Source organism: Mycobacterium sp. MMS18-G62 (genome assembly GCF_053877835.1).
This window is the reverse complement of the sequence record NZ_CM132662.1, coordinates 2,154,946-2,175,429: the sequence shown is the minus strand read 5'-3', so window position 1 is coordinate 2,175,429 and position 20,484 is coordinate 2,154,946. Positions and strand designations below refer to the sequence as shown.

At 65.3% G+C, this 20,484-nt stretch carries 20 protein-coding genes and 1 pseudogene; 13 read left to right on the top strand and 8 right to left on the bottom strand.

Annotated features, from left to right (window positions below; all coding sequences use genetic code 11):
• Positions 1 to 96: 96 nt before the first annotated feature.
• The 5 genes from ACWW36_RS10840 (at position 97) to ACWW36_RS10820 (ending at position 4,923) form a co-directional block, all read left to right on the top strand.
• Positions 97 to 642 carry a GNAT family N-acetyltransferase gene (locus ACWW36_RS10840; RefSeq protein ID WP_456141537.1) on the top strand — a complete coding sequence of 182 codons (546 nt, stop codon included), beginning with the start codon at positions 97 to 99 and terminating at the stop codon, positions 640 to 642.
• A 19-nt stretch (positions 643 to 661) separates the two neighbouring features.
• On the top strand, positions 662 to 1,438 hold the full coding sequence (locus tag ACWW36_RS10835; protein WP_456141536.1) for a class I SAM-dependent methyltransferase: 777 nt from the start codon (positions 662 to 664) through the stop codon (positions 1,436 to 1,438).
• 95 nt (positions 1,439 to 1,533) lie between these two features.
• Positions 1,534 to 2,928: a nitrate/nitrite transporter gene (locus tag ACWW36_RS10830; protein ID WP_456141535.1), complete on the top strand. Its 1,395-nt coding sequence runs from the start codon at positions 1,534 to 1,536 to the stop codon at positions 2,926 to 2,928.
• 121 nt (positions 2,929 to 3,049) lie between these two features.
• Positions 3,050 to 4,198 (top strand): uroporphyrinogen-III synthase, encoded by a 1,149-nt coding sequence (locus ACWW36_RS10825; RefSeq protein ID WP_456141534.1) that lies wholly within the window; start codon positions 3,050 to 3,052, stop codon positions 4,196 to 4,198.
• The gene (locus ACWW36_RS10820) at positions 4,195 to 4,923 is read left to right on the top strand and encodes a sirohydrochlorin chelatase (RefSeq protein ID WP_456141533.1); all 729 of its coding nucleotides are present in this window, start codon (positions 4,195 to 4,197) and stop codon (positions 4,921 to 4,923) included. The genes ACWW36_RS10825 and ACWW36_RS10820 overlap by 4 nt, the downstream gene beginning before the upstream one ends.
• On the opposite strand, the gene fdxA is transcribed toward ACWW36_RS10820, so the two are convergent.
• The 3 genes from fdxA to nirB form a co-directional block, all read right to left on the bottom strand.
• Entirely contained in the window at positions 4,847 to 5,200 is a 354-nt protein-coding gene (fdxA, locus tag ACWW36_RS10815; protein WP_456141532.1) for a ferredoxin, read from the bottom strand. The two genes, ACWW36_RS10820 and fdxA, sit on opposite strands and share 77 nt — an antisense overlap.
• A gap of 131 nt (positions 5,201 to 5,331) precedes the next feature.
• Positions 5,332 to 5,676 (bottom strand): nitrite reductase small subunit NirD, encoded by a 345-nt coding sequence (gene nirD, locus ACWW36_RS10810; protein ID WP_456141531.1) that lies wholly within the window; start codon positions 5,674 to 5,676, stop codon positions 5,332 to 5,334.
• The gene (gene nirB / locus ACWW36_RS10805) at positions 5,673 to 8,225 is read right to left on the bottom strand and encodes a nitrite reductase large subunit NirB (protein WP_456141530.1); all 2,553 of its coding nucleotides are present in this window, start codon (positions 8,223 to 8,225) and stop codon (positions 5,673 to 5,675) included. The genes nirD and nirB overlap by 4 nt, the downstream gene beginning before the upstream one ends.
• Positions 8,226 to 8,427: 202 nt before the next feature.
• Here nirB and ACWW36_RS10800 point away from each other — a divergent pair, with 202 nt between their 5' ends.
• Entirely contained in the window at positions 8,428 to 8,862 is a 435-nt protein-coding gene (locus tag ACWW36_RS10800; protein ID WP_456141529.1) for an Hsp20/alpha crystallin family protein, read from the top strand.
• Positions 8,863 to 8,916: 54 nt separating this feature from the next.
• Here ACWW36_RS10800 and ACWW36_RS10795 read toward each other — a convergent pair whose 3' ends face one another.
• Positions 8,917 to 9,288: a hypothetical protein gene (locus ACWW36_RS10795; RefSeq protein WP_456141528.1), complete on the bottom strand. Its 372-nt coding sequence runs from the start codon at positions 9,286 to 9,288 to the stop codon at positions 8,917 to 8,919.
• Positions 9,289 to 9,298: 10 nt separating this feature from the next.
• Complete coding sequence (locus ACWW36_RS10790) at positions 9,299 to 10,057, bottom strand: isocitrate lyase/PEP mutase family protein (protein ID WP_456141527.1); 759 nt, start codon at positions 10,055 to 10,057, stop codon at positions 9,299 to 9,301.
• A gap of 111 nt (positions 10,058 to 10,168) precedes the next feature.
• On the opposite strand from ACWW36_RS10790, the gene ACWW36_RS10785 reads away from it, so the two are divergent.
• The 5 genes from ACWW36_RS10785 (at position 10,169) to ACWW36_RS10765 (ending at position 14,263) form a co-directional block, all read left to right on the top strand.
• The gene (locus ACWW36_RS10785) at positions 10,169 to 10,459 is read left to right on the top strand and encodes a hypothetical protein (RefSeq protein ID WP_456141526.1); all 291 of its coding nucleotides are present in this window, start codon (positions 10,169 to 10,171) and stop codon (positions 10,457 to 10,459) included.
• A 45-nt stretch (positions 10,460 to 10,504) separates the two neighbouring features.
• On the top strand, positions 10,505 to 11,335 hold the full coding sequence (locus ACWW36_RS10780) for a hypothetical protein (RefSeq protein WP_456141525.1): 831 nt from the start codon (positions 10,505 to 10,507) through the stop codon (positions 11,333 to 11,335).
• Positions 11,336 to 11,375: 40 nt separating this feature from the next.
• Positions 11,376 to 13,289 carry a fumarate reductase/succinate dehydrogenase flavoprotein subunit gene (locus ACWW36_RS10775; RefSeq protein ID WP_456141524.1) on the top strand — a complete coding sequence of 638 codons (1,914 nt, stop codon included), beginning with the start codon at positions 11,376 to 11,378 and terminating at the stop codon, positions 13,287 to 13,289.
• Positions 13,289 to 14,041, top strand: a complete 753-nt coding sequence (locus tag ACWW36_RS10770; RefSeq protein ID WP_456141523.1) for a succinate dehydrogenase/fumarate reductase iron-sulfur subunit — start codon at positions 13,289 to 13,291, stop codon at positions 14,039 to 14,041. The genes ACWW36_RS10775 and ACWW36_RS10770 overlap by 1 nt, the downstream gene beginning before the upstream one ends.
• A gap of 66 nt (positions 14,042 to 14,107) precedes the next feature.
• On the top strand, positions 14,108 to 14,263 hold the full coding sequence (locus ACWW36_RS10765; RefSeq protein WP_456141522.1) for a hypothetical protein: 156 nt from the start codon (positions 14,108 to 14,110) through the stop codon (positions 14,261 to 14,263).
• A 1-nt stretch (position 14,264) separates the two neighbouring features.
• Here ACWW36_RS10765 and ACWW36_RS10760 read toward each other — a convergent pair whose 3' ends face one another.
• A complete protein-coding gene (locus ACWW36_RS10760; RefSeq protein WP_456141521.1) occupies positions 14,265 to 14,750 on the bottom strand; it encodes a flavin reductase family protein in 486 nt (161 codons plus the stop codon).
• Positions 14,751 to 15,165: 415 nt separating this feature from the next.
• Here ACWW36_RS10760 and ACWW36_RS10755 point away from each other — a divergent pair, with 415 nt between their 5' ends.
• Entirely contained in the window at positions 15,166 to 17,001 is a 1,836-nt protein-coding gene (locus tag ACWW36_RS10755; protein WP_456141520.1) for an acyl-CoA dehydrogenase, read from the top strand.
• A gap of 81 nt (positions 17,002 to 17,082) precedes the next feature.
• Positions 17,083 to 17,703 (top strand): annotated as a pseudogene (locus ACWW36_RS10750) (DUF1361 domain-containing protein); the annotation flags it as partial.
• Positions 17,704 to 18,054: 351 nt separating this feature from the next.
• On the opposite strand, the gene ACWW36_RS10745 reads toward ACWW36_RS10750, so the two are convergent.
• A complete protein-coding gene (locus tag ACWW36_RS10745; protein ID WP_456142442.1) occupies positions 18,055 to 18,987 on the bottom strand; it encodes a TIGR03564 family F420-dependent LLM class oxidoreductase in 933 nt (310 codons plus the stop codon).
• A gap of 149 nt (positions 18,988 to 19,136) precedes the next feature.
• The gene (locus ACWW36_RS10740; protein ID WP_456141519.1) at positions 19,137 to 20,438 is read right to left on the bottom strand and encodes an acetyl-CoA C-acetyltransferase; all 1,302 of its coding nucleotides are present in this window, start codon (positions 20,436 to 20,438) and stop codon (positions 19,137 to 19,139) included.
• Positions 20,439 to 20,484 lie beyond the last annotated feature (46 nt).

The window sequence follows — 20,484 nt, the reverse complement described above, 5'->3', positions numbered from 1 at the left end:
CGAGCGTGAAGTTATGACACACATTTGGCCAAAAACTGTGTAATAACTTCACACTCGACGGGGTCAAGGAGCCGCCGCTACTGGTAGACAGTCAGTGTGCACACCCAGGTCCACACTGCCCGCCTGGTCCACACCGCCGATCTCGACATCGAGACTCGCGAGGATGCACGACGGATGGTCATCGAGGCCTTCGCCGGCGACTTCTCAGACGCCGATTGGGAGCACGCGCTCGGCGGCATGCACGCCCTGATCTGTTATCACGGCGCGCTGATCGCGCATGCCGCCGTCGTTCAGCGGCGCCTGATCTACCGCGGCACCGCGCTGCGCTGCGGTTACGTCGAAGCCATGGCCGTGCGTGAAGACTGGCGCGGCCAAGGCCTGGCCCGCGCGTTGATGGACGCGGTCGAACAAGTGGTGCGCGGCGCCTACCAACTCGGGGCTCTGAGTTCGTCGGAGCGCGCGTGGCCGATCTACATGGCCCGCGGCTGGCAGCCATGGCGCGGGCCGACCTCGGTGCTCGCGCCGGCCGGGGTGACCCGCACACCCGACGACGACAACGGGCTGTTCGTCTTCCCGATCGACGTCGAACTCGATACCACCGCCGAGATCACGTGCGACTGGCGAGACGGCGACGTGTGGTAAGCGGCGTACGTTTGAAAAGGTGACGACTCCAGCCTCCTTCCGCCCCAACCGCGAATCCTTCGACAAGCTCTACCGCGGGGAAGCCGCGTTCGAGGGTGCCCCGCCGCCCACCGCGATTCCGTGGGACGTTCATCAGGCGCAGCCGCGGTTGATGGAAGTCGAAGCGCTGGGCGGCATTTCGGGCGAAGTGCTCGACATCGGCTGCGGCCTCGGCGACAACTCGATCTATCTGGCATCACGCGGGCATTCGGTGACCGGCTTGGACGGTTCGCCTGCCGCGATCGAAGAGGCTCGGCGACGCGCCGCCGACGCGGGCGTGTCCGTCGATTTCGACGTGGCCGACGCGACGAACCTGACGGGATACGACGGGCGATTCGACACCGTCGTCGACAGTGCCTTGTACCACTGCCTCGACGAGGACGGTCGGCACGCCTACACCGCCGGGCTGTACCGCTCGACGCGGCCCGGTGCGCGACTGCATCTGTGGTGCTTCTCGGACGGCAACATCAACGGCGTGATCGCACCGATGGGTGCCGTGCCGGAGTCCGACCTTCGCGACACCCTGACGGCCAACGGCTGGCGCATCGACTTCCTCGGCCCCACCACGTATTTGGGTAACGCACTCGCGTTCGGCGGAAACCGCGAGTTCCCGGAGACGCTCGCCGAGCAGATGCCACCCGAGGCCCTGGAGCAGATGCGCGAGGTGACCGCCCGGTTCGAGAAGATCGCCGATCTGCTCGAGGACGGCCGCGTCTATCTGCCGTTCACCGTCGTGCACGCGCATCGCGTCGACTAGATCTCACACGGCCGTTCGCGCAAAGTGAGCGGAATTTCACGGCGGGGTTATCGCGGGGCGCTTTCGCGCAATAAAGCGTTCCTAGCGTTGGCGATATGTCGCATCGCATCACCGATTGGGATCCCGAAGACACCGTCGCCTGGGAAGCCGGTAACAAGTACATCGCCCGCCGCAACCTGATCTGGTCGGTAGTGGCCGAACACATCGGCTTCTCGATCTGGTCCATCTGGTCGGTGATGGTGCTGTTCATGCCGGAGTCGGTGTACGGCTTCTCCGCGGGTGACAAATTCCTGCTCGGCGCGACCGCCACACTGGTCGGCGCGTGCCTGCGCATCCCGTACACGCTGGCCACCGCGACGTTCGGCGGCCGCAACTGGACGGTGTTCTCGGCATTCGTGCTGCTGATCCCGACGCTGGGGACGATGTGGTTGCTGGCCCACCCCGGCCTGCCGTTGTGGCCGTATCTGGCGTGCGCGGCGCTCGCCGGTTTCGGCGGCGGCAACTTCGCGTCGTCGATGACGAACATCAACGCGTTCTATCCGCAACGGCTCAAGGGCTGGGCGCTGGGCATCAACGCCGGCGGCGGCAACATCGGGGTGCCGATGGTTCAGCTCGTCGGCCTGCTCGTCATCGCCACCCTCGGCAACCGGCAGCCCTACTGGGTGTGCGCTTTCTACCTGGTCGCGCTGGCGGTCGCAGGCGTCGGCGCGGCGTTGTTCATGAACAACCTCGAGCAGCACAAGATCGACTTCACCGCGATGGGCGCAATCCTGAAGGTGCGTGATACCTGGGTGATTTCGCTGCTGTACATCGGCACGTTCGGCTCGTTCATCGGGTTTGCGTTCGCATTCGGCCAGGTGTTGCAGATCAACTTCGCCGCAGGCGGCCAGAGTGCGGCCCAGGCGTCGCTCCATGCCGCCCAGATCGCGTTCATCGGCCCGCTTCTCGGATCGCTGTCACGGGTGTACGGCGGCAAGCTCGCCGACCGCATCGGCGGTGGCCGGGTGACGCTGGCGGTGTTCGCCGGGATGATCCTCGGCGCCGGCGTGCTGGTCGCGGTGAGCACGCTGGACGACAACACCAAAGGCGCCGCGACGGCCGTGATGATGGCCGGCTATGTGGTCGGTTTCATCGCGCTGTTCCTGTTGTCAGGCATCGGCAACGGCTCGGTTTACAAGATGATTCCGTCGATCTTCGAGGCCCGCAGCCGCTCACTCGACGTCACCGAGGCCGAGCGCGTGGCGTGGTCACGGGCGATGTCGGGGGCGCTGATCGGGTTCGCCGGCGCGATCGGCGCGCTGGGCGGTGTCGGCATCAACCTCGCGCTGCGGCAGTCCTACCTGACGAGCCATTCCGCCACGTCGGCGTTCTGGATCTTCCTCGCATTTTATGTGCTCGCGTCGGTGGTGACCTGGGTCATGTATGTGCGGACGCCGGTCTCGGCACACGTTCACACCGCGCAACCCATCTCGGACTTGGCCCGGACGTGACCTCCTTCGTGTCCGGTCAGGGCTGCAGGGCAACAATGGCGTTGCCCTGCTCACACCCGGCGACACGTCGAGGCAATGGCCGAGTAATCGCTTGGAAACATGAGCCGCATACACAGGAACCATGAGTGAGCCGGACTGGGCGCCACTCACCGGCTTCCGGGTGGCGGTGACGTCGGCCCGACGTGCCGACGAACTGGGGGCGCTGCTGAAACGCCGCGGCGCCACGGTGACCAGTGCAGCTGCGATCGCGATGGTGCCGCTGCCCGACGACGAACAGTTGCGCACCAACACCCAGGCGCTGATCGACGTGCCGCCCGACATCGTGATCGCCACCACAGGGATCGGCTTCCGGGGCTGGGTGGCCGCCGCGGACGGCTGGGGGCTGGCCAACGACCTGATCATCGCGCTGGGCAAAGCACGCATTGTTTCCCGCGGCCCCAAGGCGACCGGCGCCCTGCGCGCGGCGGGCTTGCCGGAGGAATGGTCGCCCGAATCCGAGTCGTCACGCGAACTACTGCACTACCTGGTCGAGGGCGGCATTTCCGGGCAGCGCATCGCGGTGCAGCTGCACGGTGCGACCGACGACTGGGACCCATTCCCGGAGTTCCTCGACGAGTTGCGGGCGGCAGGCGCAGAAGTGGTGCCGATCCGCGTGTACCGCTGGCACCCCGCCCCACGGAACGGCGACTTCGACCAACTAGTGGCGGCCATCGCCGACGAGAAGTTCGACGCGGTCGCGTTCACGTCAGCGCCCGCGGTGGCGTCGGTGTTGATGCGTGCGGCCGAGATGGGCATCGAGGACCAGGTTTTGAGTGCATTCCGGACAGTTGTGCACGCAATGTGCGTCGGCCCGGTCACCGCACGGCCGCTGGTGCGGCTGGGGGTGCCGACGTCGGCGCCGGAGCGAATGCGGTTGGGGGCGTTGGCTCGCCACATCACTGACGAGCTGCCGCTGCTGCAGTCGCGTACGGTGCGCGTGGCGGGCCACCTGCTGGAGATCCGCGGCACCTGTGTGCTGGTCGACGGTGTGGTCAAAGCACTTTCGCCCGCAGCGATGGCGACGATCCGCGCACTGGCACATCATCCGGGATCGGTGGTCTCACGCGCCGATCTGCTCAGCGCGCTGCCGGGCAGCGGCACCGACACGCACGCGGTGGAGACGGCCGTTCTGCGTCTTCGAACAGCGTTGGGCGACAAGAACATCGTCTCGACGGTGGTGAAGCGGGGCTACCGACTGGCCGTCGACGAGGATTTGGCGCCCGCACAATGAGCCTACTGCTTGTCGCCCACGGCACCTGCAAGCAGCGGGGCGTGGAATTGATCGGAGATATCGCCGAGCGAGTGTCGGCGAGTTTGGGCCGCCCCGTGAATGTTTCGTTCGTCGACGTGCTCGGGCCGACACCATCCGAGGTGCTGCGACAGATGCCGGACGAGCCGGTGGTGTTGGTGCCGGCGTTTCTGTCGCGCGGGTACCACGTCACCAGTGACATTCCCGCGCATGTCGAGACCAGCGGGCATCCCGATGTCACGGTTACCGAAGCCCTCGGCCCCGGCCATGAACTGGTCCGGGTGCTGGCCGACAGGCTCGTTGAATCAGGTTGGCGGCGAGACGATTCGGTGATACTCGCTGCGGCGGGAACATCTGATCCAGCGGCGCAGCGCGACCTGCATACCACTGCGACCGGCCTGTCGGCGCTCACCGGCTCCCGAGTCGAGCTGGCGTTCGCCGCCACCGGGACGCCACGGGTTTCGGACGCGGTGGCCGCCCTTCGTCGCCAACGGCGAGGACGCATCGTCGTCGCGTCATACCTGCTGTCGGACGGTCTTTTTCAGGACCGGCTGCGTGCGAGCGGCGCGGACGTCGTCACCGAACCGCTTGGCACGCATCCGCGTCTGGTGCGGCTGATCGCGAATCGGTTCAGTCGTGCCCGCTGGTGTTCGGCGGAAGACCGGCGACGAGCGGCGTATCGACACCGACTCGTCCCACTGCACTAGCTCCACCGGGCGAGCCAAGGGGGGCGTCGCGACCGGGGAGGATGTCGGTGAAGAACGCGGCGTTCTCGGCGAGAAACTGCTCCTGGCCTTCCGGCAGATCCGTCTCGTAGTAGATCGCATCCATCCGGCAGATGAATTGGCATGCGGCGCAATCCACACACTCGTCAGGATTGATGTACAGCATGCGGTCGCCCTCATAGATGCAGTCGACAGGGCAATCGCTCACGCACGACTTGTCCATGATGTCGACGCATGCGCTACCGATTACGTAGGTCATGCCTCAACGGTATTTGAGCTCCTGCGCCAAAATCGTGGGCCAAAAGTCCTCAGTCTTAATGGCGAACAGACGCAAAGTGCACCGAAATCGCGGCGTGTCGGGGCCTTTTGCGTCTGCTCGCGCTCGAAAAGTTAGGCGCCGATTTCCACGGAGCCGTCCACGATTCGAGTGGGGTAAACCGGCAGCGCGACATCGGGGTCATCGAGGCAGGTGCCGTCGTCCAAGGCGAAGGCCTGCTTCTTGATCGGCGTCTGGACGGTGGGACGGCCGCCGCGGTCGCCGACGATGCCGCGTGACATGACGGCCGCTCCGGAGAACGGGTCGATGTTGCCGACCGCGTGCAAGGAGCCGTCGTCAAGCTTGAACAGCGCCACCTGTGCGCCGTCGGGCAGCAGCACTCCCACCCCGCGGTTGGGGATCAGATAGTCGTACGCGCAGGCGGTCGTCCAGACCTGGACGTCGTTGAGCAGAGTCATGCTTGGGGCACCTTTGGCATTCCGATGGGAACTATCCGACCCGACTGTTCGGTGAACGCGATGGTGGGATCCGCGACGTCGGGAGCGTTGACGAACGAGACGAACCGCGACAGCTTGTCCGGGTCGTCCAGCACGCCCTTCCACTCACACGCGTAGCCGGCGACGTGGCGCTCGATGGCCTCTTCGAATTCCTCAGCGAGACTGAGCGAGTCGTTGCAGACGACGTCACGCAGATGGTCAAGGCCGCCATCCATCGCTTCGAGCCACGGCGCCGTGCGCTGCAGCCGGTCGGCGGTGCGGATGTAGAACATCAGGAACCGGTCGATGTAGCGGATCAGGGTCTCATCGTCGAGATCGCTGGCCAGCAGCTGCGCGTGGCGCGGCGACATGCCGCCGTTGCCGCAGACGTAGAGGTTCCAACCCTTCTCGGTGGCGATGACACCGACGTCCTTGCTCTGCGCTTCCGCGCATTCGCGTGCACACCCCGACACGGCCATCTTGATCTTGTGTGGCGCGCGTAGGCCCCGGTAGCGCTTCTCGATGTTGACCGCCATGTCGACGGAGTCCTGCTGGCCATAGCGGCACCAAGTGCTGCCGACACAACTCTTCACCGTACGCAGCGCCTTGCCGTACGCATGGCCGGATTCCATCCCGCCGTCCACAAGGCGACGCCAGATCTCCGGAAGCTGATCCACCCGCGCGCCGAACATGTCGATGCGCTGCCCGCCGGTGATCTTGGTGTAAAGGTTGAAATCCCTTGCGATCTCACCGATCAGGATCAACTGCTCCGGGGTGATTTCCCCGCCCGGCGACCGCGGCACGACCGAATAGCTGCCGTTCTTCTGGATGTTGGCCAGGAAGTGGTCGTTGGAGTCCTGCAGCGAGGCCTGCTCGCCGTCAAGGATGTGCTCGGAGCTGGTCGACGCGAGGATCGACGCGACCGCGGGTTTGCAGATGTCGCAACCCTTTCCGGTGCCGAACCGTTCGATCAGCCCGGTGAAGGTGCGGATCGATGTGGCGGAGACGATCGAGAACAGCTCGGCCCGCGACTGGCTGAAGTGTTCACACAGCGCCTTGGACTGCTCGACGCCCTCGGCCTCCAGCAGCTGCTTGAGCAGCGGCACACACGATCCGCACGAGGTACCCGCCAGCGTGCACTTCTTCAGCCCCGGGACATCACAGCAGCCGCCCGCGATGGCCTCGGTCAGCTCGCCCTTGGTGACGTTGTTGCACGAGCAGATCTGCGCGGCGGCAGGCAATGCGCCGACTCCCAAGGCGCTGCCGCCCTCGGATCCGGCAGGAGCGATGAGCGCCATCGGATCGCCGGGCAACGCCTCGCCGACCATCGGCCGCAGCACACCGTACGAGGATGCGTCGCCGACGAGAATGCCGCCGAGCAACGTCTTGGCGTCGTCGGAAAGCACCAGCTTCGCGTAGGTCTGGTTGACGGCGTCGTTGACCACGACCTCGAGGCAATCCGGGGTGTGGCCCATCGCGTCGCCGAAGCTGGCCACGTCGACACCCAGCAGCTTCAGCTTGGTGGACATGTCGGCCTCCGGGAACTCGGCGGCACCGCCGAGCAGCCGGTCCGCGACCACCTCCGCGCTGGTGTAGCCAGGGCCGACCAGGCCGTAGCACCGGCCCTCGATGGCCGCCACTTCACCGATCGCGTAGATGTTCGGATCCCTTGTCGCGCAAGACAAGTCGGTCAGCACACCTCCACGCTCTGCGATCTCCAGGTCTGCGTCGCGGGCTAGCTCGTCGCGGGGCCGCACGCCTGCGGCGAAGACGACCACGCCGGCATCGATGACCGTCCCGTCGCTCAGCGTCACTCGCACAGAGTCATCGTCGGCGGACCGCCGGACGGGCCGATTGCGTTGTGCCGGTTCGATCGACGACGTGCCGACGCCGACGTGCACGGCGATGCCCAGCTCCGAGATCATCCTGCCGAGCAGGCCTCCGCCGGCTTCGTCCAGCTGCTGGGCCATCAGGCGTGGCGCCATTTCGACGACGTGGGTCTGCAAGCCGAACTGGCGCAACGCATTCGCCGCCTCGAGGCCCAGCAGGCCGCCGCCGATCACCACACCCACCGGGGTGTGGCCGCCGTCGACCGCACGCAGCGCGTCCGCACGGATCCCGTCGAGGTCGTCGAGCGTGCGGTACACGTGGCATGGCGGCAGGTCGCGACCCGGCACCGGCGGCACGAACGCGTACGAGCCGGTGGCAAGGACCAGCGCGTCGTACTCGACGCGGTCACCGTCGGCGGTCAGCACCGTCTTCGCGATACGGTCGATCTCGGCCACCCGCGTGCTCAGCCGCAGCTCCACAAGGTCGTCGTCGCGGTAGTCGTTGCCGGGCAGCGCGAGCAGGCCACGGTCCCAGTGCTCGGTGTAGCCGGTGAGCCCGACCCGGTCGTACGCGGCGTCGGCTTCCTCGGCGAGCACCGTGACTCGCCACGCGCCGTCAGAGTCGCGCGAACGCAGCGCCTCGACAAACCGGTGACCGACCATGCCGTGGCCGACGACCACGACGTTTCTCATAGACCGCATGTCGCAGAGGTTAAGCAGCCGATATTGCCGCAATGTCGCCTTGTGTGAACCGGCCATCACGGTCTCCTCACCGCCGATCCCGGCGGGGTGTGAGCCGTTCGCCAAGGGCGAACGCACAGCTGGAACATGAGTGAGGTCGACTCAAGTTCTACAAGTAGCGAGCCGGCGCGGTGCCGGCCCCGACACCGAGGAGACAAAACCGATGAGCACTGTGGCGTTACGGACGCGTCCCGCGTGGGACATCGATCGCTGGGTACGCGATTTCTTCGGCCCGGCAACGGCCGATGACTGGTTCGCCGGCGCCTTCACCCCCGCAGCCGAGATCGTCAAGGACGGCGACGACGCGGTGGTCCGTGTCGAGCTCCCCGGCGTGGACGTCGAGAAGGACGTCAACGTCGAGATCGACCGCGGCCATCTGGTGATCCGTGGAGAGCGCCGCGACGAGCGTGCCGAAGACGAGGCCGGTCGGACGCTGCGTGAGGTCCGGTATGGCTCGTTCCGCCGAGCCTTCAAGCTGCCGACCCATGTGTCCGGCGAAGCCATCTCGGCGTCGTACGACAAGGGCGTGCTGACCGTGCGGGTTGCCGGTGCCCACAAGGGCGCCGAGGCGCAGCGCATCGCGATCGAAAGCAAGTAAGACTCGCGACACCGGATCCGGTGGAGCCCTTGGGGTTCCACCGGATCGTCGTCGTTAAATGTGGCCCGCGTTGGTCGGTGTCGTCGTGAGATATGGATTTGTGGTCGTCGTAGTCGACGTCTCGGTTTCACCCCCGCCGGGCCCCTCCGTGGTCGACGACCTGGATGGCCCTGTGACGACTGGATTCTCTTGGCTGGTCTGCACGCTCGGGATCGTGTAACTCGTGCTCGACCTCGACGTCGTGGTGTACGTCGACGAGGTAGCCGACGACGACGGGAATTCCACGGGCCCTGGCGGCCTCGATGACTTATTGGCGGTGTGGATCACCGCCCACACCAGCAGCGCCAGCAGGACGACGGCCGCAACGCCGCCAGCGACCACCACCGAATGTTGATCGTGCCAGCTGGGCTCGTCGTCGTTGCTCACGGGCGGAATGCTAAGCCCAGCGAGCCAGAATCTCCTTGGCGCTCTTGGTTAGCGCGTACTGGAAGAACGGGCCGAAGCTGATCCGTCCGACCCCCAACGGGCCGAACGACGCGGGGTCCGACTCGTCGGGCAGCGCGATCGCGTTGATCGGCAGCGGCAGCTCGGAAGCCAAGCGCCGCAACGTATCCGGATCATGGCGACCCACTGGATAAAGCGAATCCGCGCCTGCCTGCGCCGCTTCCTTCAGTCGCGCGATTGCGCGGTCGACGCGGTCGGATTCGTCGCCGTCCTGTCTGAGGAACAGATCCGTGCGGGCGTTGATCACCACGTGCACGCCAGCCGCGTCGGCAGCCTTGCGAAGAGCGCCGACCAGCTCGGCGTGCTCGCTGGACGATCGGAGCCGCCCACCCTCGCTGTGCACGGTGTCCTCGATGTTCAGGCCGACGGCCCCGGCGTCCAGCAGTCCTTCGATCAGGCGGGCAGGCGACTCGCCATAGCCGGATTCGATGTCGACCGAGACCGGCACGTCGACGGCCGCGGTGATCTCCTTCACGCGCGCGACCACCTCGTCGAACGTCATGCCCTCTTGATCAGCTTTGCCGACAGAATCGGCCAGCGGATGACTGCCCACCGTCAGCGCGGCGAACCCGGCGTCGACAGCAAGGCGCGCCGACCACGCATCCCAGATTGTCGGGAGAACCACCGGATTGCCGGGCTGGTGTAAGGCCAGCAATGTCTCGGCACGCTCCTTGAGGACCTCGTCGGACATCCGGCCACCTCCACCCAGTTGACGTGATCTGTTTCACTCCAAACCCCCTGATGTAACTAACATCGGGTGTCGTACTGTGATCCGAGACACCCTTCAGCCCAAGGAGGTCAAATGTCGAGCGCTACCGAACTTACCGAGCTGCACGAGCTAATCGGAAGCCTCCGGCGGTGCGTGACATCGTTGGCGTCGAAGTACGGGGACAGCCCCGGCACCCGTCGCATCGTCAACGACGCTGAACGCCTCCTCAACGACATCGATCGCCTCGACATTGACGCAGAAGAACTAGAACTCGCCAGGGGCGTGACCCATCACCACCACGTTGGCGAGAAGATTCCGATCCCCGATACCCCGTACGACACCGCCTTCTGGGGCGATGAGGGGGACCGAGGCGTCGCCGGCTAACGCCGCGACAGTCTGATCGGGACATAACCACACCGAAAGGGAAAAGTGAGCGCACCCACCGCCGACCGCAAGGCGACCGGCGTCTTCTCGCCGAGCCGTGCCCAGATTCCGCAGCGCACTCTGCGCACCGACCGGTGGTGGCAGTCACCACTGATCGTCGATCTGGGCTTCGCCGCGTTCGTGATCTACGCGACGGTCCGTGCGTTCCTCCAGAACAACTACTACGTCGCCCAATACCACTATCTGACGCCGTTTTACTCCCCGTGCATGAGCAAGGGTTGCATCCCGGAGGCCAGCCACTTCTGGCCGCAGATCATCCCCGACGTGTGGTGGATTCCGTTCGCGGCCCTTTCGTTGCCGTTCCTGTTGTTGTTCCGGCTGACCTGTTACTACTACCGCGGCGCCTACTACCGGTCGGTGTGGCAGTCCCCGACCGCGTGCGCGGTGGCTGAGCCGCACGCGAAATACACCGGGGAGACCCGCTTCCCGTTGATCATCCAGAACACGCACCGCTATTTCTTCTACGTCGCCGGGATCATCTCGGTGATCAACACCTACGACGCGATCGTCGCGTTCCACTCCGACAAGGGGCCAGGCGGCTTCGGATTCGGTTTGGGCAACGTGATTCTGGTTATCAACGTGATTTTGCTGTGGGTGTACACGCTGTCGTGCCACTCGTGCCGGCACATCGTCGGCGGGCGCCTCAAGCACTTCTCGAAACATCCGGTGCGCTACTGGTTCTGGTCGCAGGTGAGCGTGCTCAACAACCGCCACAAGATGTACGCGTGGATAACGCTCGGCACGCTGATGTTGACCGACTTCTACATCATGCTGGTCTCCAGCGGGACCATCTCTGATCTCAGATTCATTGGCTGACAAGCGTTCTGACGTATAGCGATTTAGCGAGCGAGGATTAATGGCTGAAGTTGAACGGCACTCCTACGACGTCGTCGTCATCGGTGCCGGCGGTGCGGGTTTGCGTGCGGTGATCGAGGCACGTGAACGTGGCTTGAAGGTCGCGGTGGTTTGTAAGTCGTTGTTCGGCAAGGCACATACCGTGATGGCCGAAGGCGGATGCGCCGCCGCGATGGGCAACGCCAACCCGAAGGACAACTGGCAGGTCCACTTCAAAGACACCATGCGCGGCGGGAAGTTTCTGAACAACTGGCGCATGGCCGAGCTGCACGCCAAGGAGGCGCCGGACCGCGTCTGGGAGCTCGAGACCTACGGCGCGCTGTTCGACCGCACCAAGGACGGTCGCATCAGCCAGCGCAACTTCGGCGGCCACACCTACCCGCGGCTCGCGCACGTCGGCGACCGCACCGGCCTCGAGATCATCCGCACCCTGCAGCAGAAGATCGTCTCGCTGCAGCAGGAGGACAAGGCCGAGCTCGGCGACTACGAGGCCCGCGTCAAGGTCTTCCACGAGTGCACCATCACCGACCTGGTCAAGGACGGCGACCGGATAGCGGGTGCATTGGGCTATTGGCGCGAAACCGGCCGCTTCATCCTGTTCGAGGCGCCGGCCGTGGTGCTGGCCACCGGCGGCATCGGCAAGTCGTACAAGGTGACGTCGAACTCCTGGGAGTACACCGGCGACGGGCACGCGCTCGCGCTGCGGGCCGGCGCGACGCTGATCAACATGGAGTTCGTCCAGTTCCACCCGACCGGGATGGTCTGGCCGCCCAGCGTGAAGGGCATCTTGGTCACCGAGGGTGTCCGCGGCGACGGCGGGGTGCTGAAGAACTCCGACGGCAAGCGGTTCATGTTCGACTACATCCCCCCGGTCTTCAAAGGCCAGTACGCCGAATCGATCGAAGAAGCCGACCAGTGGCTCAAGGACAACGACTCCGCGCGCCGCACCCCGGATCTGCTGCCTCGCGACGAGGTGGCGCGTGCGATCAACTCCGAGGTCAAGGCTGAACGCGGAACTCCACACGGCGGCGTCTATCTGGACATCGCCTCGCGGCTGCCCGCCGAGGAGATCAAGCGCAGGCTGCCGTCGATGTACCACCAGTTCATGGAGCTGGCGGAGGTCGACATCACCAAGGAGCCGATGGAAGTCGGGCCGACGTGCCACTACGTCATGGGCGGTATCGAGGTCGATCCCGACACCGGCGCCGCCAAGACGCCGGGGCTGTTCGCGGCGGGCGAGTGCTCGGGCGGCATGCACGGCTCCAACCGGCTGGGCGGTAACTCGCTGTCGGACCTGCTGGTGTTCGGCCGGCGCGCCGGGCTGGGCGCGGCCGACTACGTGCGGGCGTTGAAGGACCGGCCTGCGGTGTCGGACGAAACGGTCGACGAGGCCGCCAAGCTTGCGCTGGCCCCGTTCTCGGGTCCGAGCAACGGCGCTACGCCGGAGAACCCCTACACGCTGCAGCTCGACCTGCAGGACACGATGAACTCACTGGTCGGCATCATCCGCAAGGCCGAGGAGGTGTCCGAGGCCCTGGCCAAGCTCGACGAACTTCGTCAGCGGTTCAAGAACATGAAGGTCGAGGGTGAGCGGTTGTTCAACCCGGGCTGGCACCTGGCGATCGATCTGCGCAACATGCTGCTGGTCAGTGAGTGCGTGGCCAAGGCCGCATTGGAGCGCACCGAAAGCCGCGGCGGCCACACCCGCGACGACTACCCGTCGATGGACGCGCAATGGCGCAAGACGCTGCTGGTGTGCCGCACGGAAGGCGACGGCGTGGTTCCCGACGTCACCATCACCCGTGAGGACCAGGTGCCGATGCGCGAGGACCTGCTCGAGCTGGTCGACATCGAAGAGTTGGAGAAGTACTTCACCCCCGAAGAGCTCGCCAACCACCCGGCAAGGAGAAGCTGATGGCTTATCAAGCGAAGATGCGGGTCTGGCGTGGCAACGACGACAGCGGCCAGCTGCAGGACTACTCCGTCGACGTCAACGAGGGCGAGGTGGTGCTCGACATCATCCACCGGCTGCAGCAGACGCAGACGCCCGATCTGGCGGTGCGGTGGAACTGCAAGGCCGGCAAGTGCGGTTCGTGTTCGGCGGAGATCAACGGCCGCCCGCGGTTGATGTGCATGACGCGGATGTCGACGTTCGGCGAGAACGACGTCATCACCGTGACGCCACTGCGGACGTTCCCCGTCATCCGCGACCTGGTCACCGACGTTTCGTTCAACTACGAAAAGGCCAGGGAGATACCGTCGTTCACGCCGCCAAAGGATCTGCAGCCGGGCGAGTACCGGATGATGCAGGAGGACGTGAACCGGTCGCAGGAGTTCCGTAAGTGCATCGAGTGCTTCCTGTGCCAGAACGTCTGCCACGTGGTGCGCGACCACGAGGAGAACAAGAAGGCCTACGCCGGCCCGAGGTATCTGATGCGTCAGACCGAACTCGACATGCATCCGCTCGACACGTTGCAGCGTCGTCCCGAAATGGCGCAGGACGAGAACGGCCTCGGCCTGTGCAACATCACCAAGTGCTGCACTGAGGTGTGCCCCGAACACATCAAGATCACCGACAACGCGCTGATCCCGCTGAAGGAGCGTGCGGCCGATCGCAAGTACGACCCGGTGGTGTGGCTCGGTAACAAGTTGTTCAGGAGGAGTTGAGCGCAAGACTCTCGCGGGTAGCCTTCATACAGCGGCCAATCAACGACGAAAGGCAGCATCGTGAACATGCGAGAGCCCCATAGCATCAACGACATTCGTACGGCGATCCGCGAGCTGAGCGCCCGGGCCGAACTGGCTCGTAAAGAAGGCCGGCCAGCGGACGCCGAGGAAATCGAGCAGCGTATCCAGGGTTATCGCGAGGAGCTCTCAGCTCGCCCCTAGCTCAGGCGCCTAAACGGCGAAATGTGCTGCGGTGAAACACAATCGGCGCGACATCGGCGTGCACGGTGATGTCGCAGACGCGCAGAATCACAATTGTGTGGTCCCCGGCTGGGACCAATTGTTCGATCGCGCTTTCCACCCAGACGGCGGTGCCGTCGACAAACACCGCCCCGGATTCGCGTGAGACGGTCTTGAGCCCCGCGAACCGGTCGCCGGTCTTGGCGGCCAGCGTTCGGGCTGCCTCGTCATGGGCTTCGCCGAGGACACTGATGCCGAGATGGGGCAGATCCTTCAGCTTGGGCCATGTGGTCGAGTTGTTCTGCACACAGAAGGACACCAGCGGCGGGTCCAGTGACACCGGCACGAAGGTGCTTGCCGCCAGGCCCACGCGAGTCCCGTCTACTTCGGCGGCAATTGCGATCACACCGGAGGGGAAATGCCCGAAGGCTTCCCGCAATGTGGTGGGGCTCAGATCGATGGAGCTCATCGGCTCCATCTTCGCATCCATGCCCGATGCGCGGCCATGGTCCAATCTCGCTGAGCGGAGCGCACGAAATCGGTCGTTGCCCGAACGATGGCGACACCGTCGCAACCCGGGAAATGTCACCTCACGACAGATTGCTGGCGCTGCCAAATCTGGGCGGTACGGCCCCCATGCCCGGCCGCTAGGCGGCACGCAACCTGCCGAGTGACGAGTCTCACACCAGCCGAAACTCCCACTTCGGACGCGTGTCAACTGCGCTTTCGCGCTCCCACCCAACTACTGGGTTACTTAGCTCGTGGAAATTGCTCGGGGAGGCTTTGCGTTGAAGTTACTGAGCGGTATAGTTTGGGCCAGTTACTGGTGGGTAACTTAGAAAAAAGTACCCAACCGCAAGTGGCATTCTCGACGAGGAGGAAACGTGAGCCACTACAAGAGCAACGTCCGCGACCAGGTATTCAACCTCTTTGAGGTGTTGGGCGTTGACAAGGCATTCGGTGAGGGTGAGTACACCGATCTCGATGTCGACACGGCCAAGGAGATGCTGGGCGAGATGGCCCGGCTCGCCGAGGGTCCGATCGCTGAGTCCTTCGTCGAGGGTGACCGCAATCCCCCGACGTTCGACCCCAAGACCCACTCGGTCACGCTGCCCGAGTCGTTCAAGAAATCGGTGCGCGCCGTCCAGGAGGCCGGCTGGGACCGAGCCGGCCTGGACGAGGCACTCGGCGGCATGCCGATGCCCAAGGCCCTGATGTGGGCGCTGCACGAGCACATCCTCGGCGCCAACCCCGCCGTGTGGATGTACGCCGGCGGCGCTGGATTCGCCAACATCATGTACCACCTGGGCACCGAAGAGCAGAAGAAGTGGGCCGTCATCGCCGCCGAGCGCGGCTGGGGCTCCACCATGGTGCTGACCGAGCCGGACGCCGGTTCCGACGTCGGCGCAGGCCGCACCAAGGCCGTCAAGCAGGAGGACGGCTCGTGGCACATCGAAGGTGTGAAGCGATTCATCACCTCGGGTGACTCGGGCGACCTGTTCGAGAACATCTTCCACCTGGTGCTCGCCCGTCCCGAGGGCGCGGGCCCGGGCACCAAGGGGCTGTCGCTGTTCTTCGTGCCGAAGTTCCTGTTCGACTTCGAGACCGGCGAGCTCGGCGAGCGCAATGGTGTCTATGTCACCAACGTCGAGCACAAGATGGGCCTGAAGGTTTCGGCCACCTGTGAGCTGTCCCTGGGCCAGCACGACAAGCCCGCCGTGGGTTGGCTCGTCGGCGAGACGCACGACGGCATTGCGCAGATGTTCGATGTCATCGAGCAGGCCCGAATGATGGTCGGCACCAAGGCCATCGCGACCCTGTCGACCGGTTACCTCAACGCGCTGGACTACGCCAAGAACCGCGTGCAGGGCGCCGACATGACGCAGATGACCGACAAGACCGCGCCGCGCGTGACCATCACGCATCACCCGGACGTGCGTCGGTCGCTGTTGACCCAGAAGGCCTACGCCGAGGGTCTGCGCGCGCTGTACCTCTACACCAGCACCTACCAGGACGCCGCGGTGGCCAAGGCCGTGCACGGTGTCGAGCCCGAGTTGGCGGTCAAGGTCAACGACCTGCTGCTGCCGATCGTCAAGGGTGTGGGTTCGGAGCAGGCCTACGCGAAGCTGACCGAGAGCCTGCAGACCTATGGTGGCTCCGGCTTCCTGCAGGACTACCCGATCGAGCAGTACATCCGTGACGCCAAGATCGACTCGCTGTACGAGGGCACCACGGCCATCCAGGCGCAGGACTTCTTCTTCCGCAAGATCGTTCGCGACAAGGGTGTGGCACTGGCCCACGTGGCCGGCCACATCGAGCAGTTCGTCAAGAACGAGTCCGGCAACGGCCGCCTGAAGGCCGAGCGGGCGCTGCTGGCGACCGCGCTGGAGGACGTGCAGGGCATGGCCGCCTCGCTGACGGGCTACCTGATGTCGGCGCAGGAGGATCCCCGCAACGTCTACAAGGTGGGCCTGGGCTCGGTGCGCTTCCTGATGAGCGTCGGTGACCTGGTCATCGGCTGGCTGCTCCAGCAGCAGGCCGCGGTGGCCATCGAGGCGCTCGACAAGGGTGCCGACGGCGACGATCGCGCCTACTACGAGGGCAAGATCGCGGTGGCGTCGTTCTTCGCGAAGAACTTCCTGCCGCTGCTCACCAGCACCCGTCAGGTCGTGGAGAACCTCGACAACGAGGTGATGGAACTGGACGAGGCGGCGTTCTAAGCCTTTACGGCTGCATTTCACCGCCTTACACGCAAAGGCCTCCGGGACACCCGGGGGCCTTTTGCGTTGCACACTGGAGTGGTGACGAAGGCCCCGCGCGCCGTTCTGATCGTCGCGCTGGTGGCAAGCACCGTTTTGACAGGTGTACTGGGAATCACCGACCCGACAAGACGACTCCTCTACCCCACCGGGTTCCTCATCTGGAATCTCTTCCTCGCCTGGATTCCCGTCTTCTTCGCCACCGGATTCGCCAGTGTGCATCGTCGAGTGTGGCTACTGCCGTTGGGCGTGGGCTGGCTGGCTTTCCTGCCGAATTCGCCGTACCTGGTCACCGATCTGGTGCATCTCGGCGGGCGCAGTGAACTCTGGCGTCACGTTCTGCAGTACGGATTCGCAGCCTGGACGGGCATCCTGCTCGGCGTGGTGTCGATGCGGCTGGTACACGAGCGCATCCAACGAGAGTGGGGTGCGGTTCTCGGTTGGATGGTAGTCACGGTGTCGATCGGACTATGTGCCGTCGGGGTGGTCATTGGACGCTTCCAGCGTTGGAGTTCTTGGGATTTGGTGACGCAACCAAGAGCCGTGGTGGCGACCACGCTCGAGTGGGTGCGTTCGCCGTTCGCATATCACCAGTCGACCGGGGTGGCGCTCGCGGTGGCCGCGTTCTTCGGGCTGGCGTACCTGACCATCTGGTCGCTGAGCGCACTTGCCGTCGCGTGGAGTATGCCAATCAGGAACGAGCAACGCGGCCGACATCGCGACGCCGCGGTTTCACGTAGTCGATCGGCGTCATCAAACCGCCTGCAGCGCTGGGAATCCCAGGCTCCGCCAGCCGACCCCGTCGGTCAGCGCGGCCGCCACAATCAGTAGCGGATGTGGCTACACCCCTCCGACACAAAAAGGGCGGGTTCGGGAGGACACTTGAGGGCGTTTTTTCAATCTCACGCGGCCGGTTTTCACCTCTTACCGGCACTTCGGATAAGTCACTCCCGAACCCGTCGTGCGATCGATCGTACGCCCGATCAAGGGGGCACACCAGAGGTATTTCAGGCGCTATTCGTCCTTCGTTTTCAGCAGCGCACGCGTGCGTTCACGCACCTCTGGCGAGGCATCGAACACCACGGCGGCGAACTCGTCGACACCGGCGGCACTCAGTTCCTCGAGCCGTTCTGACACGGTCTTTTCGTCACCGATGATGGCCGCGTCCTCGGGTCCGGCGTAGCCCTCGCGGTCGAGCATGGCGCGATAGGACGGCAGCTGTCCGTAGATCGCGAACTCCTGGGCGGCCTGGCGACGGGCAGCGTCGACGTCGTCGGTGACGCTGATCGGCAGCGAGGCACCGACCCGCACCGAGCCGTCGGGTCGGCCAGCCTCGGCGGCGGCGTCCCGCAGCGTGGGGCTGACGTGCTCGGCGAGCGTCTTGGGTCCGGTCATCCACGTCAGCGTTCCCCCCGTGCGACGACCCGCCAGCCGCAGCATCTGCGGCCCGAGTGCTGCGAGGTACACGTCGGGGGTCGGCGCACCGGGGATCTGCAGCGCCCCCCGCGTCGTGACGGTCTCCCCGACCGCGTCGGCGGCCTGCCCGGCCAGCAGCGGCAGCAGGCCATCCAGATATTCGCGCATGCGGCGCAGCGGCTTGTCGTAGGAGATGCCCCACATCTGTTCGGTCACCATGCGATGGCTCAACCCAAGGCCGAGGGTGAACCGCCCTCCCGCGATCGCGTTCAGCGTCAGGGCGCGCTGCGCCAGCTGCGTCGGATGCTGCACCTGGATGGGCACCACGCCCGTCCCGACTTCAATCGTGTCGACCTCGTGCAGCGCAACGGCCAGGACCGTCATCAGGTCGGGGTCGTAGGGCAGCTGGGCCATCCAGACCCTGCGGAACCCTTCGTCGCGCAATTCGGCGAGCTTGCGCACGGTGGCGTCCACGGGCGAACCGCCGCCCGCATCTGAAAGTAATCCGACGAGGCTGAGGCTGATCTCCATGCTCACCATCGAAGCACCCGGCGGCGAAAATTAAGAGCCCCGTATTGCCGTCGGGTCGGGGGGTCAGACGGCAACACGGAGCTATCAGGTGTATCGACGGCTCCCGCGGGGCCGTTACAGCCTCCCGAAAGATTTTTTCGAGGTTTTTTCTATGCCTTGAGAATCGCGGCGACGCCCTGCCCACCGGCCGCACAGATAGAGATCAGGCCGCGGACCGGGTGGCCGGTTTCCTTCTTCTTCTCCGCGAGTTGCTTGGCCAATTGGGCGACGATCCGGCCTCCGGTGGCGGCGAACGGGTGGCCCGCCGCGATCGATGAACCGTTGACGTTGAGCTTGGATTTATCGATCGATCCCAGCGCCTTATCCAAGCCCAGCCGCTCCTTGCAGTACTCCTCGGACTCCCACGCCTGCAGGTGGCACAGCACCACCGACGCGAACGCCTCGTGGATTTCGTAGAAGTCGAAGTCCTGAAGGCTCAGGCCGTTTCGGGCCAGCAGCCGCGGCACCGCATAGGTCGGCGCCATCAGCAGGCCGTCCTTGCCGTTGACGTAGTCGACGGCCGCGGTCTCGGCGTCGACGAAGTAGGCCAGCGGTTCGACGCCGTGTGCCGACGCCCACTCGGGCGTGGCCAACAGCGCCACCGACGCGCCGTCCGTCAGCGGCGTCGAGTTGCCTGCCGTCATCGTCGCGTCACCGGCCTTGACGCCGAACACCGGCTTGAGGTTGGCAAGCTTCTCCGCCGACGAATCCGGGCGCAGGTTGTTGTCGCGGTACACGCCGAGGAACGGCGTGACGAGATCGTCGAAGAAGCCGCGGTCATAGGCGGCGGCCATGTTGCGATGACTGGCCGCGGCGAGCTCGTCCTGGTCGACGCGCTTGATGCCCATCTGCTTGGCGGTGATGGCCTGGTGCTCACCCATCGACAGCCCGGTGCGCGGCTCGCTGTTCACCGGAATCTCCACGCCCAGCGACGCGGGCAGCTTGCCGACGAGCTTGAGCCGGTCGACATTCGACTTGGCGCGGCGCAGGCCGAGCAGGACGCGGCGGAAGTCGTCACCGAACGCGATCGGCGCATCGGATGTGGTGTCCACACCGCCGGCCGCCGCCACGTCGTAGCGACCCGCCGCGACGCCGTCGGCCGCGGCGATCGCCGCCTGCAGACCGGTCCCGCATGCCTGCTGGAGGTCGAACGCCGGCGTGTAGGACGACAGGGAGCTGCCCAGCACGCATTCGCGCATCAGGTTGAAGTCGCGGCTGTGCTTGAGCACCGCGCCGCCGATCACCGCACCGAGCTTTTCGCCGTCGAGGTTGAAACGGTCGACCAGCCCGCCCAGCGCGGCGGTGAACATGTCCTGGTTGGAGGCGTTCGCATAGGCACCGTCCGACCGTGCGAACGGAATTCGGTTGCCCCCGAGGACGGCGACTCGTCGGCTGTTATTGCTGTTGGCCACGTTTGCCTGCCTCCGTAGTTGGGTTCTCTAGGGCCATGGTACTCAC